The organism is Streptomyces sp. NPDC058964 (genome assembly GCF_042741275.1).
Classification (GTDB): Bacteria; Actinomycetota; Actinomycetes; order Streptomycetales; family Streptomycetaceae; genus Streptomyces.
This window is the reverse complement of record NZ_JBHYKH010000192.1, coordinates 1-15,534: the sequence shown is the minus strand read 5'-3', so window position 1 is coordinate 15,534 and position 15,534 is coordinate 1. Positions and strand designations below refer to the sequence as shown.

Sequence of the window (15,534 nt, the reverse complement as noted above, 5' to 3'; positions counted from 1 at the left end):
TTCTGTGCCAGCCCCCGTGAGACGGCCTGGCGGACGAAGTCCATGACGTGGTCCAGCTGTTGATCGCCGACGGGGCGGCGAAGGACAGGACGTCGTTGGAGCCGTTGTTGCCGGACCACACCTGCCACTGGCGCCCGGCCGCACTGGCCGTGCCGACCTGCGGGCCGACGGGCTGGACGGAGCCCACCTCGTTGAACCAGACCATGATCTCGGTCCGGTTGACACCGTCGGTGCGGGGCGTGGGGTCGAGCCAGACGGCAGCCGTTGTAGACGGACGGGTAGGACTTCGGGGCGCCTTTCGTGGGGACGGCGTCGCAGCGGCCAACGTGGTCGGCGGACGGCTTCGCCGCTATGCCGATCGAAGTTGAGTCTTTCGGAGCGTTGCCGGGCTCCTGCTCCAAGATGCGGTCACCGACACTCGCTGGATACCCTCGATGAGCGGGGTGGCGAGGGGGGTTCGTGTCCGTGGTTACCGCTGTCCCAGCGGAAACGACGACTTCCGCAATGCAGACTCATGCAGCGTTCACGCCTCAACGGGAGGAAGGTTTGCCATGAGGTTCACTGCCACCGGTACAGCGAAAGCTGTCACGGCAACCGCGCTCGCAATTCCCCTCATGCTCGGCGGCCTGGCATCGCAAAGCCACGCGCAGAGTCCGTCCCCGAGTCCGTCGGGAACATTCGGTCCCGGCTGTGCGGCGCTCTCTCAGAAGGCCGACACGGCCAAGGACAAGGTCATGGAAGCCGTGGCCGCATATCCACAACTCAGCCAGCTGGTCTCGGCCGTGGTCAGGGCGAAACTGAGCGACACCCTTGACGGAAGGCCGCACATCACCGTCTTCGCGCCCAACGACGAGGCCTTCCAGAACTTCACCATGTCGCAACTCACCTCGCTACTGGGCAATCAGGGCCAGCTGAAGAAGGTGCTGACCTACCATGTCGTGGACGAGGAAATCACCCCGAGCGAACTTTCCAAGGGTTCCTTCACGACGGTGGAAGGCAGCAAACTGACCACGTCGGGATCGGGTACCGACTTCAAGGTCAACGGCAAAGCGAACATCGTTTGCGGCAACATCAAGGTCGCGAACGCCACCGTCTATGTCATCGACTCCGTGCTCCAGCCGCCGTCCTGACACACCGAAGCGCTCAGGTGATGGCTCGCCGTCGACCACGGGCAACGCGACTCGGGTCGCATTTCCCTTGAACGGCTGCCTGGCCGTCCGCTCGCCGGGTGTACACGGCCACGGCCGGAATCCTCCACGGGAGAGAATCCGTGATCGGCGTCGTGCTGATCACGACGGGGCAAGGGGCGTGTGACCCGATCGGGGAGCAGTTCCGGCGCGCCGGCCCTCGACTACCCGAAGTCGATTCACGCGCGTCCATCCGGTCCTTCCTCCGCACGCGATGTCGGCTTGTGCGCCTGGGCCTCGCAGTCGTCAAGAGCGGGAGGCTGTGCGCTCCTCCTGCCATGGCCCGAGCCGGTCGGTGCCGGCGCACTGGGCCACGTGGTGTCACCGGTCGTGGGAGGCCGTCGGTCTGCGAGATTATCTAGAGTGTCAGTGCAGATCTAGGCAATTGCCCACAAAGACGAGTATCCGGTGACAGAGCAGCGGACACCCGAGTTGCGCGACGCGCTCGGCGCAGTGCAGACCGCGGGACTGCCGTACCAGCAGTCCGCCCTCGGCGCTGCTCGTGCTGTGGCTCAGGGTGCCGCTCTGGCGGCCGCTGCGCTGGGCGCGGCGGGCCTGTTCGGCTGGATCCTCGGTTCCGACGTCCTGAGGCGTGCGCCCGGTGCCGACTCGACCATGACCGCGAACACCGCCGTGGCTCTGCTCGCGCTCGGCGTGTCCCTGTTTCTGGCAGCCCGCGCTCGCGTCACCCGGTGGGCGAGCGCCGCGGCCCGTGCGGCCGCGGCTCTGGCCCCCCTGATCGGCGGGCTCACCACGGTGGAGTACGTGACCGGGTCCCGCCTGGGCATCGATGAACTGCTGTTCCGGGACGACACGGCGCGATTGGCGGCCGAGGTGCCCGGACGGATGGCGCCGAATACGGCTTCAGCCCTGTTGATCGGGGGTGTGGCGGCCTGGTGCGCGAGCACGTCCCGAATCCCCGCCTGGGCGAGTCAGGTCCCGGGTCTCGCCGTTCTGGCCCTGGGAATGCTGCGGCTGTACGGGTTCGCGTACGCCGTTCCCGAACTGGAGCGGTTCGGAGCCTACAAGGGCATGGCCCTGTACACCGGGCTGGCTCTGGTGCTGCTGGGCATCGCCGCCTTCCTCGCCCGGCCGGACGGTGGTCCTGCCGGACTGCTGATGAACGCGGGCACCACGGGCGCCCTGGGGCGCCGGCTGTTCGCCACCATCCTGGTGGTGCCTCCGCTGCTGGGCCGGCTCGTCCTGGCCGGTGAGGACGCGGGACTGTTCGGCACGCGTCTGGGCACCGCGCTGCTGGTGTGCGGGCACGTGGTCGTGTTCGCCGTGGTCATCTTTGCGACGTTGGGCGTCGGCCGCCGCATCGAGGTGGCGCACGCCCGTGCCGAATGGCAGGTGCGGCAGAACGAACTGCTGCAGGCGTTCATGGACCACACGCCCGCGGTGGTGTTCATCAAGGACATGGACGGCCGCTTCCTGGCGGTCAACACGACGTTCGAGAAGAGCCTGGGCCTGCCCCGCGAACAGGTACTCGGCCGCCGGGACCGGGACGTCATGCCACCCGACCTCGCGCGTCGGGCGCGGACGGCCGACCACGCCATGCTGGTGCAGGGCAACCCCGTGCAACGGGAGGAGATCCTCCCCCTGCCGGGAGGCCCACGGGACACCCTCACCACCCTGTTCCCGCTCTCCACCGCTTCCGGCAGTCCCTACGCCATATGCGGCGTGGTCACCGACATCACCGAACGAGTCGCGGCACAGCGCGAGGTTCGCCGCGCCGATCAGCGCTTCCACGCACTCCTGGAATCCGCGCCCGACGCCACCCTGATCACGGACGGTCACGGCACTGTCGTCATGGCCAACGCACAGGTGCAACGACTGTTCGGCCAAGCGCCGGACGACCTCGTCGGCGCCCCGGTCATCGATCTGGTGCCCGTCGGGCGACGCCGACGCCACAGCGCGCTCCTCCGCGCCTACCTGCGGCAGGCAGACCCGAAACCGATCGTCCTGGACCAGGGGCTGTACGGGCTGCACAGCGACGGCGGCGAGTTCCCCGTCGAGGTGAGCGTCAGCAGCCTGCAGGCCGGAGAGGAGGCGCTGGTGTTCCTGTCCGTACGGGACATCACCGAACGCCGGCAGGCCGAGGCCGAACGCGCCGAGCGCTACGAGGAGCACCGACGCATCGCCTACACCCTGCAGCACAGCCTCATGGGTGAGCCGCCCCGTCTGCCGGGCCTGCCCAGCGCTCACCGGTATCTGGCGTCCGTCCGGGATCCTGGAGTCGGCGGCGACTGGTTCGACATCGTTCCCCTGGACCGGAACCGCACGGGCATCGTGGTCGGCGATGTGATGGGCCGTGGTCTGGAGGCGGCTGCCGTCATGGGCCAGCTGCGCGCGGCTGCCCACGCCCTGGCCCGGACAGACATACCACCCAGCCGGCTCATGGCCGGGCTGGACGCGTTCGTCGGCGACCTGGCGGACCAGCTCGTCACCTGCGTCTACCTGGTGGTGGACCAGAGCATCCACGAGGTCACCCTGTGCTCGGCGGGCCACCTGCCGGTCATCGCCCTGTCCCCTGGAAGGGCCGCCTACCGGCTGCAGACGGCAGTCGGTGTACCGCTGGGCGTCAACGATTCGTGCTGCGACGCCGTGCCGTTCCGGCAGACGCGCCTGCCGCTGCCGCCGGGCAGCACTCTGGCCCTCTACACCGACGGTCTCGTCGAACGACCCGGTACCGACATCGAGGAGCAGATCGACATCCTCGCCCGCACTCTCGACGTCGCACTGAAGGGCCTTCCAGCAGATGCGGAGAGCCTCGACCAGGCCGCAGACCGGCTGGTCGGAGCCCTCATCCCGGACACGGCCGCGCATGATGACGACATCACACTGCTCCTGGTCGGGCTGCCCGAGAGGCAGGGAGGAGGTTCCTGCGCATGACCGCCACGGCAGTCACCGGCCCGATCGCTCCTGTCGCCCGACGGTGACCGAAATCTGTACATTTGCATGACAGGACCTTGGCTGTCAGGCGTGCGACGGTCGCGCCCTATGCTCGGGAACCTCGCAGGCGAGGACCACATGTTCGAGTTGAGTGCGCCGATCGTGACCACATTCCTCGTGTATGTGGCCGTCATGATCGGCACAGGGATCTGGGCCTACAGCCGCACTCACGCCTTCGCCGACTTCGCCCTGGGGGGCCGTCGGCTCAGTGCGTTCGTCGCAGCTCTGTCCGCAGGGGCCAGCGACATGTCCGGCTGGTTGTTCCTCGCGTTTCCCGGAGCGGTGTACGCGGCCGGCGTCGGCGCCAGCTGGATCGCGGCGGGGCTGGTGCTCGGTACGTATCTCAACTGGCTGTTCGTCGCCCCGAGGCTGCGCACCTACACCGAGCGCGCAGGAAACGCGGTGAGCCTGTCGGCCTATCTGGAGGAACGGTTCGAGGATCGCACCCGAATGCTCCGCATGGTCTCGGCGGCGGTCACGCTTGTGTTCTTCACCGTCTACGTAGCCAGTGGGCTGGTGGCCGGCGGACTTCTGTTCGGACATATCTTCGGTGTCCGGTTCGGGCTCGGAGTGGCTCTGACCGCCCTGGTGATCGTCGTCTACTCGTGTCTGGGCGGCTTCCTCGCCGTCAGTCTTACGCACGTGATGCAGGGCATGCTGATGTTCCTCGCCCTGCTCGTGCTCCCTGTCGTCGGCATCGGGGTGCTGGGCGGTTTCGGGGCCCTGCGCGACGCCCTCGACAGCAAGACACCGGGCCTGTTGGACATGGGCGCCAAGGTCGGCTTCACGAACGGACGGTGGTCGGCGGGCGGATCGCTCGGCGCGGTCGCGATCATCTCGCTGCTCGCCTGGGGCCTCGGCTACTTCGGGCAGCCGCACATCCTGGCCCGCTTCATGGGCATCCGCAGCACCGGCGCGATCCCCGCGGCCCGCCGTATCGAGACCGGTTGGGTCGTCGTCGTGCTCGCCGGCGCCACGCTCGTCGGTCTGGTGGGCATCGCGCAGACCGGCACGCCGCTCCACGATCCGCAGACGGTGTACATCAGCCTCAGCCGGACCCTGCTCAATCCCTGGGGCGCCGGGGTGATGCTGATCGCCGTACTGGCCGCGATCATCTCGACCGCGGACAGCCAGCTCCTGGTGTCGTCCGTCGCCCTCACGGAGGACTTCTACCACGCGTTCCTCCACCGGCGCGCCTCGGACCGGACACTGATCTGGGTCGGCCGCGCCGCCGTCATCGCCGTGACTCTGCTCGCCTTCGTGATCGCGCTCAGGGGCGGCGGATTGCTGGGCATCGTCGCCTACGCCTGGGCGGGCTTCGGAGCCGCCTTCGGCCCAGTCGTCCTTCTCTCGCTGTACTGGCCGCGCATGACCTGGGCGGGTGCCATGGCCGGGATCGTGTCGGGCGCGGGCACGGTACTGCTGTGGAAGAAGATCAATCCGCTCCTCGGGCCCTTCGCATCGGACATCTACGAAATGGTCCCGGGCGTTCTCGTCGCCACGGCCGCCGCGCTGGTCTTCGGCAGGTTCGTCGGCCGGCCTCCGAGACGGGCCTTCTGGCGGATGCCGGGCGGCGGGGTGAGCCAGTTGATGCTCACTCCCTTCCTGACCCACGCACCGGTCGGCATCGCCGTCCTCGACACGGACCTGCGGTACGTCTGGGTGAACGATCCCCTGGACCGCTGGATCCCGCTCGAGCGACGGCTTGGGCGACGGATGGCGGAAATACTGCCGCAGGCGGAGGCCGACGCCTTCGAGGAGAAGATGCGCGAGGTCCTTGAGACCGGTGCTCCCGTGATGGACTTCGAGTACCGCGGCTCCGGCTACCCCGATCCCGGACGCAGCCGCGCGATCTCCGCCTCCTTCTTCGCCATGAAGGACCGCCACGGTCGCAACGTGGGTGTCTGGTACATGATCATCGACGTCACCGAGCGCTGGCAGGCCCAGGAACGCCTGGCCCTGCTCAACGACGCCGCTGCCCGCATCGGCAGCACCCTGGACGTGACACGAACCGCGCAGGAACTGGCCGACGACGCCGTGCCGGCCGTCGCCGACTTCGTCGCCGTCGACCTGCTGGACTCGGTCATGCGAGGCGAGGAACCGGCACCCGGGCCGGTGGGGATGTCACCCGTCATCCGGCGCGCAGGCCAGCAGTCCGTGCGTGAAGGCTGCCCCGAGGCAACGCTGGCCGTGGGGGAAACGGTTCGGCGTGCCCCCGCGTCGCCCGTGACCCGCTGTCTGCTGGAGAGCAGGACCCTCGTGGAACGGGTTCTGGACCACACCAGCAGCCCGTGGGTGACCGAGGACGAGTCGCTGGGCGCCTCCCTGCGCGACTACGACGCCCGCTCGGTGATGGTGGTTCCCGTGCGGGCACGCGGCGTCACCCTGGGCGCGGCGACATTCGCCCGGTCCAGGCGGCTGGGCCCCTTCGAGGAGGACGACGTACGCCTCGCCGAGGAACTCGTCTCCCGCGCGGCGGTGTGCATCGACAACGCTCGCCGCTTCACCCGCGAGCGCACCGCGGCCCGCTCCATGCAGCGCTACCTGCTGCCGCAGGAGCTGACGGGAGGGTCCGCCCTGGAGGTGGCCTCGTGGTACTTTCCGGCGGATGCCCCGACGGGCGTGGGCGGCGACTGGTTCGACGTCATTCCGCTCTCCGGAGCACGGGTCGCACTGGTCGTTGGGGACGTGGCCGGGCACGGCATCAACGCGGCGGCGACCATGGGGCGCCTGCGCACCGCGGTCCGCACGCTCGCCAACCTCGATCTCTCCCCGGACGAGCTGCTGGCACACCTGGACGACCTGGTGATCGGCCTGATGGGCGCGCACGGCGGCGACGCCTCGACGGCGGGCGAGGGTGAGGCCGCGGAAACCGCGTTCATGGGCGCCACCTGCCTGTACGCCGTGTACGACCCGGTCAGCAGCCGGTGCACGCTGGCCCGGGCCGGTCACCTCCCACCGATGATCGTCGGTCCCGACGGCGGCGCCGACATCGTGGACCTGCCGGCCGGACCGCCACTCGGCCTCGGGTACCTCCCCTTCCAGTCCGTCGAACTGGAACTGGCCGAAGGCAGCCTCATCGCGCTCTACACCGACGGACTCATCGAGGCCTTCGACAGGGACATCGACGTCGGACTCTCCCGGCTCGGCGAGGCCCTTGTGGCGCCCCAGCCGACACTGGAGGAGACCGGCCACAGGGTGATCGACGACCTGCCGGCCAATCCGCCGTCCGACGATGCCGCCCTGCTCCTCGCCCGGACCCGGGTCCTGGCCCGCGACCGGGTCGCCTCCTGGGACCTGCCCAGCGACCCAGCCGCCGTCGCGCACGCGCGCACGCTCGCCGCGCAGCAGCTGACCGAGTGGAACATACCCGATCTCACGTTCCCCACGGAGCTCATCGTCAGTGAACTGGTCACCAACGCCATCCGCCATGCGACCGGACCGATCTGTCTCCGCCTGATCCGGGACCGCGGCCTGATCTGCGAAGTGTCCGACGCCAGCAGCACCTCGCCACGTATGCGCCACGCCCGGACCACCGACGAGGGAGGACGGGGTCTGCTGATCGTGGCCCAGCTCGCCCACCGGTGGGGCACCCGCTACACCACGGCCGGCAAGATCATCTGGACGGAGCAGGCCATTGCGGCCGACTCGGCCGCCTAGCCGTCCCGACACCGGCATCGGAAACCGAAGGGGCCCGCTTCGAAGCCCTGGCGCCTCGACGAACACGTTGATCCCGCCGACACCCTTCGGCGCTGGGTGCCTTGGCGCGCGTGGCCGGCCCGTCGCCGGCCTTGTGCGACGTCACAGGCGCTGTGTACAGCGTCCGCTCCCGCACGACGGAGATGGCGGCCGGCGGGCCCTTCCAGCCCGTGGCGCCCGGCGACCGCGCTCGCGTGACGAACCAGAACCGCTCCCGGGCAGACGTCTGCCGGCGCCCACCGGGGAGGCGCCAAAGTGGCGTGGTGGACTCACAGTTGACCTTGCGGACAGCCTTGGTGGTGGTCTTGAAAGGGAGCGGGCACACCGGTTGGCGGGTGGGAGAGATCTGGGAGTCGCCGCACAACCGATGGGCGGCGGCGAGCGTCCCGGCTAGCCGGAGACGGCCTTCGCCCAGCCCTGGCTGACCGTCTCCCTCGCCTTCTCCAGTTGCGCGTCCGTCGGGAACTGCGGTGTTCCCTCAACCATCGGCAGTCGTGCGGCGGCGGCCTTGTCGAGAGTGCCGTCCTGCCTCATGGCGTCCATGAGCACCGGGCGGGCATAGGCACGCAGCCGCAGGTTCTGGCCCTCCGGGCTGAAGAGGTACTCCTGCCACAGGCGGGCAGCCGCCGGGTGCGGGGCGTGCTTGTTGACCGCAAGCGCGAAATACTGGGCGAAGCTGCCGTCGAAGGGGATCGCGACCTGCCAGTTCACGCCCTTGTCGCGGAGCTGGTCGGCGTAGTGGAGGTTGATGTAGTCCCAGTTGATGCTGATGGGGGTCCGGCCGTCCTCGACCGTTGCCGAGTTGGAATTGAGAGGGTTGAAGTTGCCGCTCTGTGCGAGCTTGGCGAAGAAGTCGAGACCGGGCTGGACGTTCTCGAACGACCCGTTGTTCGCCAGCGCGGCCGCGTAGACACCGGCGAAGGCGGTGGCCGACCGGGGCGGGTCGCCTTCGAGTGCGACCTTGCCCTTGTAACCGGGCTTCAGCAGATCGGCGAAGGTCGCGGGACAGGGCTTGACCCGGTTGGCGTCGCAGCCGATGGAGATGTAGCCCCCGTAGTTGTTGTACCAGCGGGCCTCCGAGTCCTTCTGATTACCGGGGATGGAACCATAGGCGGCTACCTTGTACGGCGCGAGCCGGTTCTGCGCCGCGGCTTTCCGCGCGAACGTATCGCCCACGTCGATCACGTCGGGTGCCGTCTGCCGGTTCCCCCTCTTCTTCAGGGCGTCGATCTCGTCCTCGCTGTGGCCCAGCGGATTCTCGTCCGTGACCTTGATCCCGTACTTCTTCTCGAAGCCGTTGATCAGGGCGCCGTAGTTGGCCCAGTCAGCGGGCAGCGCGATCGTTCTGAGCATGCCCTCCCGTTTCGCTGCGGCGATCAGTGCGGGCATGCCGCCCATGTTCTCGGCGGACGTGGCCACTGACGGCTCCGCGAGTCTGACGGCCGGTGTGTCCTCGCAAGCGCTCAGGCCCAGTGCCACGAGAGCGAAGCAGCCGAAGACCGCCGCTCCTCGGGCACACGCTGTAGTCACGACTGCTCCCGGACGTTAGGGGAACGTGGTCACCTCGACCGGCCGCAGGCCGCACCCCTGGGGGCCGCAGTGGCGAACCTTCCGCTGTGCCTCCCGGTCTCCTTGGGTCCACTGTGCCGACGAAGCGGTCATCGAGGCCAGGGTACCCGGCCGCCTCGGTGGCGGAATGTTACTCGGGAAGCCTGTGATCAGGGTCTTTACCCGCTGAACACGGCTTCCGTACGCCCGTGCACGCTCATCTCACACGGCCGTGTCGTCCCATTGGCCCAGCAGGACCTCGCCGAGGTCTTCCGCCTCCGGCGTGGCGGCGCGGTGCAGGGACTGTTCGGCCCAGATGACTTTACCGGTGGGCGTGTAGCGGGTCCCCCAGCGTTCGGCGAAGCGGGCGACCAGGAAGAGTCCGCGGCCGCCTTCGTCGGTGACCTTCGCCCGGCGCAGCCGAGGCGAGGTGCTGCTGCCGTCGGAGACCTCGATGATCAGGGTGCCCGCGGCGGAGTTGTTCTTCGGCACCCTGCGGAGCAGCCGTACGGCGATGGGCTCGGCGGCGTAGCGGATCGCGTTGGTGATCAGCTCGCTGAGGATGAGTTCGGCGGTGAAGGCGACCTGCTCCAGCCCCCACTCCGTCAGCCGGCCGGCGCAGGCGGTGCGCACCGGTGCCACCGCCGCCGGGTCGCGGGGCACGTCCCACTCGGCGACCTCGTCCGGTCCGAGCCGGCACGTGCGGGCCACCAGCAGCGCGATGTCATCCCTGGGGTGGTCGGACAGCATGGCCTCCATCACCGCCGCGCAGGTGGCCTCCGGAGTGCGACCGGGCCCTGTCAGAGCGTCGCGCAGGGTCTCCAGACCGGCGTCCAGGTCTCGGGTGCGGTCCTCGATCAGTCCGTCGGTGTAGAGCACCAGCCGGGACTCCTCGGGCACGGTGAGCTCGACGGTCTCGACGGGTAGGCCGGCGCCGAGTCCCAGTGGCGGGGAGACGGGCAGCTGAGGGAAGTCGACGGTCCCGTCGGGCCGCACCACAGCCGGTCCCGGATGGCCCGCGGTCGCGATGGCCAGCTTCCCGGTGATGGGGTCGTAGACGGCGTACTGGCAGGTCGCCCCGCTGATCATCGCCTGCCCGTCTTCCGCCCCGGCGACCTCCTCGGCGTCGATCTGCGCCACCAGTTCGTCAAGCCGGCCCAGCAGCTCCTCCACGGGCATGTCGAGGCTGGCGAAGTTGTGCACGGCGGTGCGCAGCCGGCCCATGGTCGCCGCGGCGTGCAGACCGTGGCCGACGACATCGCCCACGACCAGTGCCACGCGGGTGCCGGACAGCGGGATGACGTCGAACCAGTCCCCGCCGACCCCGGCCTGGGCCGGCAGGTAGCGGTAGGCCACGTCGAGGACGGACAGCTCGGGCAGCGCGCGTGGCAGCAGGCTGTGCTGCAGGGTGACAGCCATGACGTGTTCGCGGGTGTAGCGGCGGGCGTTGTCGATGCACACCGCTGCCCGTGCGGCCAACTCCTCGGCGAAGGACACGTCCTCGTCCTCGAACGGCGGGGAGTCCTTCGCGCGCCAGAAGTCGACCACTCCCAGCACCACGCCGCGGGCTCGCAGGGGAACCACGAGCAGGGAGTGGATGCCGTGATCGAGGATCCGCCGGGCACGTTCGGGTTGCTGGGCCTGCCAGCCGCGGGAGGCGCTCAGGTCCCGGACCATGACCGGTCGGCCCTCGGCCATCGCCGTGGAGACGGGGTGGGCCGGGACGAACCGGATCAGGTCGCGGACGTGGTGGAGGGGATCCGCGTCGGGTCCGGAGACGGCGGTGCGGCGCAGCTCCGTGATCCCGGCGGTCGTACCGGAGGACTCCTCGCCGCGCAGGACCGGGTCCAGGAGATCGACGGTGACGATGTCGGCGAACCGGGTGACCGCCACCTCGGCCAGTTCCTCGGCCGTGCGCTTCACATCGAGCGTGGTGCCGATTCGCAGCCCGGCGTCGTAGAGCGACTGCAACCGTTCGCGTGCCACCTCCGCCCGGCCGGAGAGGGCCCGCAGCTCGGTGGTGTCCCGGAGCGTCACCACGCTGCCGACCGGTCCGTGCGGTGCGGTGAGCCGCTTGCTGACCGCGAGCAGCCGGTCGGCCGCCAGGTACACCTCGTCGGTGGCGGGGCGGTCGGAGGCCAGCAGTCCGGCGAGGTCCTCCTCCAGTCCCAGATCGGTGATGCGCCGCCCTTCCGAGTCCGCCGGCAGGTCCAGGAGCCGTCGTGCCTCGTCGTTGGCCAGCAGCAGCCGGCTGTCACCGCCGACGATCAGCACTCCTTCCCGCACCGCGTGCAGCACCGCGTCGTGGTGCTCGTACATCCGGGTCATCTCCGTCGCGCCCAGGCCATGGGTCTGCCGCCGCAACCTCCGGCTGACCAGGCCCGACCCGCCTGCGGCGACGACCAGGGCCGCGGCGGCGCCGCCGAGGATGACCGGCAGCTGCCGGTCCACCCTGTGCTGCACCGTCTCGACCGTGACGGGCACGGAGACGATGGCGACGACTTTCCCGTCAGGACCCCTGACGGGAACCGCGGAGATCACGGAGAGTCCCAGTGAGCCCTTGAAGGTACTCGTGAACGGCTTGCCGGTGGCCGCCGAGGCGTAAGGCCCGATGACGCGTTTCCCGATCTGATGCGGGTCGCTGTGGGTGAGGGTGATCCCGTTCAGCCCGTACACGATGACGGCGTCGACGCCTGCGGCCTTCCGGGCCGCCTCGGCGTGCGGTTGCAGCCCCGCGGTCGGGTGCGCGCTGTTCAGTGCCGCCACGATTCCCGGGGAGTTCGCGAACGTCTGCGCCGCGGTGAGCGTACGGTGGCGGGCGTCCGCCATGACGTCGCGTCGAGCCTGCACCACGAGCGCCACCAGGGCGGCGGCGACGAGCAACATGACGACCGCCAGCTGGAGCAGGAAGACCTGGCCGGCGAGGCTGTGCACGCTCAGCAGTGACCCCGGCCGCCGCGCGTCTTCTCCCCGACGGGGCCGGCCGGGCCGATGAGTCCTCATGGACGCATCAGGCACATCCTGCCCGGAGTGATCTGAAACTCCGCTCATGTCCCCTTTCTATCGCTTCTGGGTGGCCGACGAAGTGACCGGGACGGACTGGTCCGCTCAGGAACGGCGCCGAGCGCATGGGCCCTGCCGGGTGGCCGCAGTCACGCACAGCCCCCGAGGTCCCGTCCGAGACCACGGGGCGACGTCATCCGGCACCAGCACCGGCGGTCGGCCGACCGGTGAAGGCGGCTCCCCTGTTCGCACGGCGGAACATCAGAACCTGCACGGCCGAAGGCGGAGGGCGCCCCGGAGCCGATGCACTCGGCGCTCACCACCGCCCCGCGCCTCCCACCGCCGGATCCACCGGCCAGGAGTCAGGGCCGTCGGTACACCATGGCCGGTCGGCCGTTCCGTGCCTGCGTCACCGGCCGGCTCAACGTCGGCGAGCGCGCCGTCGGGCTGATGCCATGGGATGGCCGTGCTGGTGCCGGGGCGATGTTGCCGGCGATGTGACCGGGCGTGTTCGGCGGGCCCTTGGCCGATCCGTGGGCAGGCGCGTAGCCGAGTTCGAGGTCGGCGAGGCCGGGTGCGGTGAGCCCGCCGCTGACAGTGGTGGCGAGCACACCGATGCGCTTGTCGACGCCGTTTGTGTCACCGCCCGCGCGCCCGAAGACCCGATGGCCGTACGGATCAACGAGCAGCCGCGTCTCCCGCCGCTGTGCCGTCGTCCGGTGGCTCCTTCGTGCCCGTGGGACCCCTCCTCGTCGTTCACCGTGCCCCACCCGCGCGCACGTGCCTGACCAGGGCGTACACCGCGGCAGCACGACGAACACCGCCCAGCCGGCGCCGAACGGCCATCTTCACCACCCCCGCGGTTCGCCTGCCGGTCGCGCGGCATGCGCCGACGACCGCGACCATGACGCCCCGTCCGCTCCGATCGGACGGGGCGGGAAAGGAGCCTGCTGGAATGAGACGCCGCACCCTCGTCGCCCTGGCCGTCACCGGTGCCCTGCTGCTCACCGCCACCGCCGCGACAGCCGGAGGCACCCACAACGCCTGGCCGTACCAGACCACCTCGAACCGGAACGCGGTCCTCGCTGCGGTCGGGGACATCGCGTGCGAGCCCGATGGGGACGACGGGGGAGTCGACGCCAAGTACCTGTGCAACGGCACGCGCCAAAACGCCCAGACACTCACGGCCGGCCAGATCGAGACCATGCAGCCCGATCTGGTGGCCCTGCTGGGCGACGAGCAGTACCAGGTCGGCCGCTACAACGACTTCATGGGCTCCTTCGACCGCACCTACGGCGCGTTCAAGTACCTCCAGCGCCCGGCGCCCGGCAACCACGAGTTCTACGACTACAAGGACGGCGAGAAGGGGGTCGGCGGCTCCGGCTACTACTCGTACTACAACGGCCGCAGCCTGGACTCCGCGGGCAGCCCGCTGACGGACGCCCAGGGCCAGCCCGTGCCCCGCGCGCACGGCCAGGCCGGCACCGCCGGGCAGGGCTGGTACTCCTACGACCTGGGCGCCTGGCACATCATCTCCCTCAACGCCGAGTGCGCCGTGCAGACCGGGAGCTGCTCCGCGGACGGCGCCTGGGTGAAGCAGCAGACCGCCTGGTTGCGCGACGACCTCGCCGCAGACCGCGCCCCCTGCACACTGGCCTACTGGCACCAGCCCGCGTTCAGCGCCGGCGCGGATTCCTCCGACGAGGGGAAGATGTCGCAGGCTGAGTGGTGGCCGCTGCTGTACAAGGCCGGTGTCGACGTCGTACTCAACGGGCACGAGCACCTGTACGCGCGCTTCGCGCCGCAGAACCCGCAGGGCGAGGCGGATGCGCACAAGGGCATCACCGAGTTCGTCATCGGCACCGGAGGCGAGGGACTGGACGCCCTGGCCCCCGCCGACCAGTCACCCAACCGGGTGACCGGCAACGACACTTCCTACGGTGTCAGCCGCTTCACCCTGAAGCCGACCGGCTACTCGTGGACCTACGAGGCCGCCAACGGCACCGGCTACACCGACTCCGGCAGCGCCCGCTGCCATGGCCCCGCACACCGCTGACCGCCCAGTCGGAAATGGCCGCCTTCTCGGGTGGGGCCGTGCGACCACGGCCCCCCGGGGGCTACAGGCGGACCCGACGCCTAATTGACGTAGAAGGCGGCTCCGGCGAACGGGTTGTCCACGTGGGCCTCGGCGGCGGCCGCCGAGTGCCCGGTGAGCTGGCCCGCCAGGCCCAGGACCAGGGCGGCAAGCGCCGCGGTGAGTGAGGTCTTCCGGCGCCGCAGGCGGCCTGGCTCGGGTGCCCGCACCCGGCCGGTTGGGTGTGTCATGTGTGCTCCTCCATAGTGCCCTGCGGGGGTACGAGGTGGTGCCGGCGGATCGCGTGGGGCGGGTTGTGCCCTGTCGGGAACGATTCGGTGTGCTCCTCGGCCACCTACGGGTCCGCGCCGGCCGCGCCCGCAACGCCGTCCGCTGGATTCCGGAAAAGGTGCCGGCACCCGAACCGGGATCCGGCAAGGACGGCGGTGTGGGAGAGACGAGGCCCGAGCCGGTTCGCCGGCCGACCCCTGCAAAGCGAAAGGCCGATGCTCGTGACCAGCCTTTCGCCCGAACTCGGTCTGCAACGACGACGGTCCGTGCACCTGCTCGTCGTACGGGACGGGAGGCGCGAACAGCGGGCTGCGAACCGGCTGTTGCCGGCAGCGGTCTTTGGTGAGGGCCCGTGGCCTTACGGGGCACGCCCGGTCCGGGTGAGCAACACGGGCGCGCTCCGTGGCGCGGTGTGACGCGGGGCCTGCGACTTACGGCGGGTGCCGCCGTCATGAGACGCAAGCGCCACCCCGGGTGTCACACGGTCGTGCAGGTGGTCCCGTTGAGGCTGAAGTCCGCGGGCTTGGCGAAGCTGCCGCCGTAGGTGCCCTGGAAGCCGAAGGAGACCTTGCCGCCTGCCGGGATCTGCGCGTTGTAGTCGGCATTGGTCGCCGTGAGCGCTGCGGAGGTCGGCGCGACAGCGGCGTTCCAGGCGCTGGTGATCCGCTGCCCGGCCGGCAGCGTGAACGCCAGCTTCCAGCCGTCGACCGGGGAGGAACCGGTGTTGGTGACGGTGACGTCGGCGGTGAAGCCGCCCTGCCAGACGTTCGTCCCGTA

The 15,534-nt window shown here is 69.9% G+C and carries 9 protein-coding genes and 1 pseudogene; 4 read left to right on the top strand and 6 right to left on the bottom strand.

Annotated features, from left to right (window positions below; all coding sequences use genetic code 11):
• A pseudogene (locus ACFW2E_RS23230) lies at positions 1 to 353 on the bottom strand (glycosyl hydrolase family 5); the annotation flags it as partial.
• A gap of 198 nt (positions 354 to 551) precedes the next feature.
• Between ACFW2E_RS23230 and ACFW2E_RS23225 the strand changes: the two are divergent.
• The 3 genes from ACFW2E_RS23225 to putP all read left to right on the top strand — a co-directional run bounded on the left by ACFW2E_RS23225 (position 552) and on the right by putP (position 7,802).
• Complete coding sequence (locus ACFW2E_RS23225) at positions 552 to 1,130, top strand: fasciclin domain-containing protein (RefSeq protein WP_384468990.1); 579 nt, start codon at positions 552 to 554, stop codon at positions 1,128 to 1,130.
• A 465-nt stretch (positions 1,131 to 1,595) separates the two neighbouring features.
• Complete coding sequence (locus ACFW2E_RS23220; protein WP_384468989.1) at positions 1,596 to 4,082, top strand: SpoIIE family protein phosphatase; 2,487 nt, start codon at positions 1,596 to 1,598, stop codon at positions 4,080 to 4,082.
• 138 nt (positions 4,083 to 4,220) lie between these two features.
• Positions 4,221 to 7,802 carry a sodium/proline symporter PutP gene (putP, locus tag ACFW2E_RS23215; protein WP_384468991.1) on the top strand — a complete coding sequence of 1,194 codons (3,582 nt, stop codon included), beginning with the start codon at positions 4,221 to 4,223 and terminating at the stop codon, positions 7,800 to 7,802.
• 429 nt (positions 7,803 to 8,231) lie between these two features.
• Here the strand turns inward: putP and ACFW2E_RS23210 are convergent, their stop codons facing one another.
• The 3 genes from ACFW2E_RS23210 to ACFW2E_RS23200 form a co-directional block, all read right to left on the bottom strand.
• On the bottom strand, positions 8,232 to 9,371 hold the full coding sequence (locus ACFW2E_RS23210) for an ABC transporter substrate-binding protein (protein WP_384468988.1): 1,140 nt from the start codon (positions 9,369 to 9,371) through the stop codon (positions 8,232 to 8,234).
• A gap of 240 nt (positions 9,372 to 9,611) precedes the next feature.
• Complete coding sequence (locus ACFW2E_RS23205) at positions 9,612 to 12,392, bottom strand: SpoIIE family protein phosphatase (protein WP_384468987.1); 2,781 nt, start codon at positions 12,390 to 12,392, stop codon at positions 9,612 to 9,614.
• Between the two features lie 362 nt (positions 12,393 to 12,754).
• Positions 12,755 to 13,003: a hypothetical protein gene (locus ACFW2E_RS23200; protein WP_384468986.1), complete on the bottom strand. Its 249-nt coding sequence runs from the start codon at positions 13,001 to 13,003 to the stop codon at positions 12,755 to 12,757.
• Between the two features lie 344 nt (positions 13,004 to 13,347).
• On the opposite strand from ACFW2E_RS23200, the gene ACFW2E_RS23195 reads away from it, so the two are divergent.
• Positions 13,348 to 14,448 (top strand): metallophosphoesterase family protein, encoded by a 1,101-nt coding sequence (locus ACFW2E_RS23195; RefSeq protein ID WP_384468985.1) that lies wholly within the window; start codon positions 13,348 to 13,350, stop codon positions 14,446 to 14,448.
• Positions 14,449 to 14,528: 80 nt separating this feature from the next.
• Here the strand turns inward: ACFW2E_RS23195 and ACFW2E_RS23190 are convergent, their stop codons facing one another.
• Together ACFW2E_RS23190 and ACFW2E_RS23185 are read right to left on the bottom strand one after the other, a co-directional pair.
• Entirely contained in the window at positions 14,529 to 14,717 is a 189-nt protein-coding gene (locus ACFW2E_RS23190) for a hypothetical protein (RefSeq protein ID WP_384468984.1), read from the bottom strand.
• Between the two features lie 517 nt (positions 14,718 to 15,234).
• A partial coding sequence (locus tag ACFW2E_RS23185) for a cellulose binding domain-containing protein (protein ID WP_384468983.1) occupies positions 15,235 to 15,534 on the bottom strand: 300 nt, incomplete at its 5' end.

What these genes read in the sequence shown, in the direction of transcription:
- ACFW2E_RS23225 (WP_384468990.1), top strand. Translation starts at nt 552, where the DNA reads ATGAGGTTCACTGCCACCGGTACAGCGAAAGCTGTCACGGCAACCGCG.
- putP (WP_384468991.1), top strand. Translation starts at nt 4,221, where the DNA reads ATGTTCGAGTTGAGTGCGCCGATCGTGACCACATTCCTCGTGTATGTG.
- ACFW2E_RS23205 (WP_384468987.1), bottom strand. Translation starts at nt 12,392, where the DNA reads ATGAGGACTCATCGGCCCGGCCGGCCCCGTCGGGGAGAAGACGCGCGG.
- ACFW2E_RS23195 (WP_384468985.1), top strand. Translation starts at nt 13,348, where the DNA reads ATGAGACGCCGCACCCTCGTCGCCCTGGCCGTCACCGGTGCCCTGCTG.
- ACFW2E_RS23190 (WP_384468984.1), bottom strand. Translation starts at nt 14,717, where the DNA reads ATGACACACCCAACCGGCCGGGTGCGGGCACCCGAGCCAGGCCGCCTG.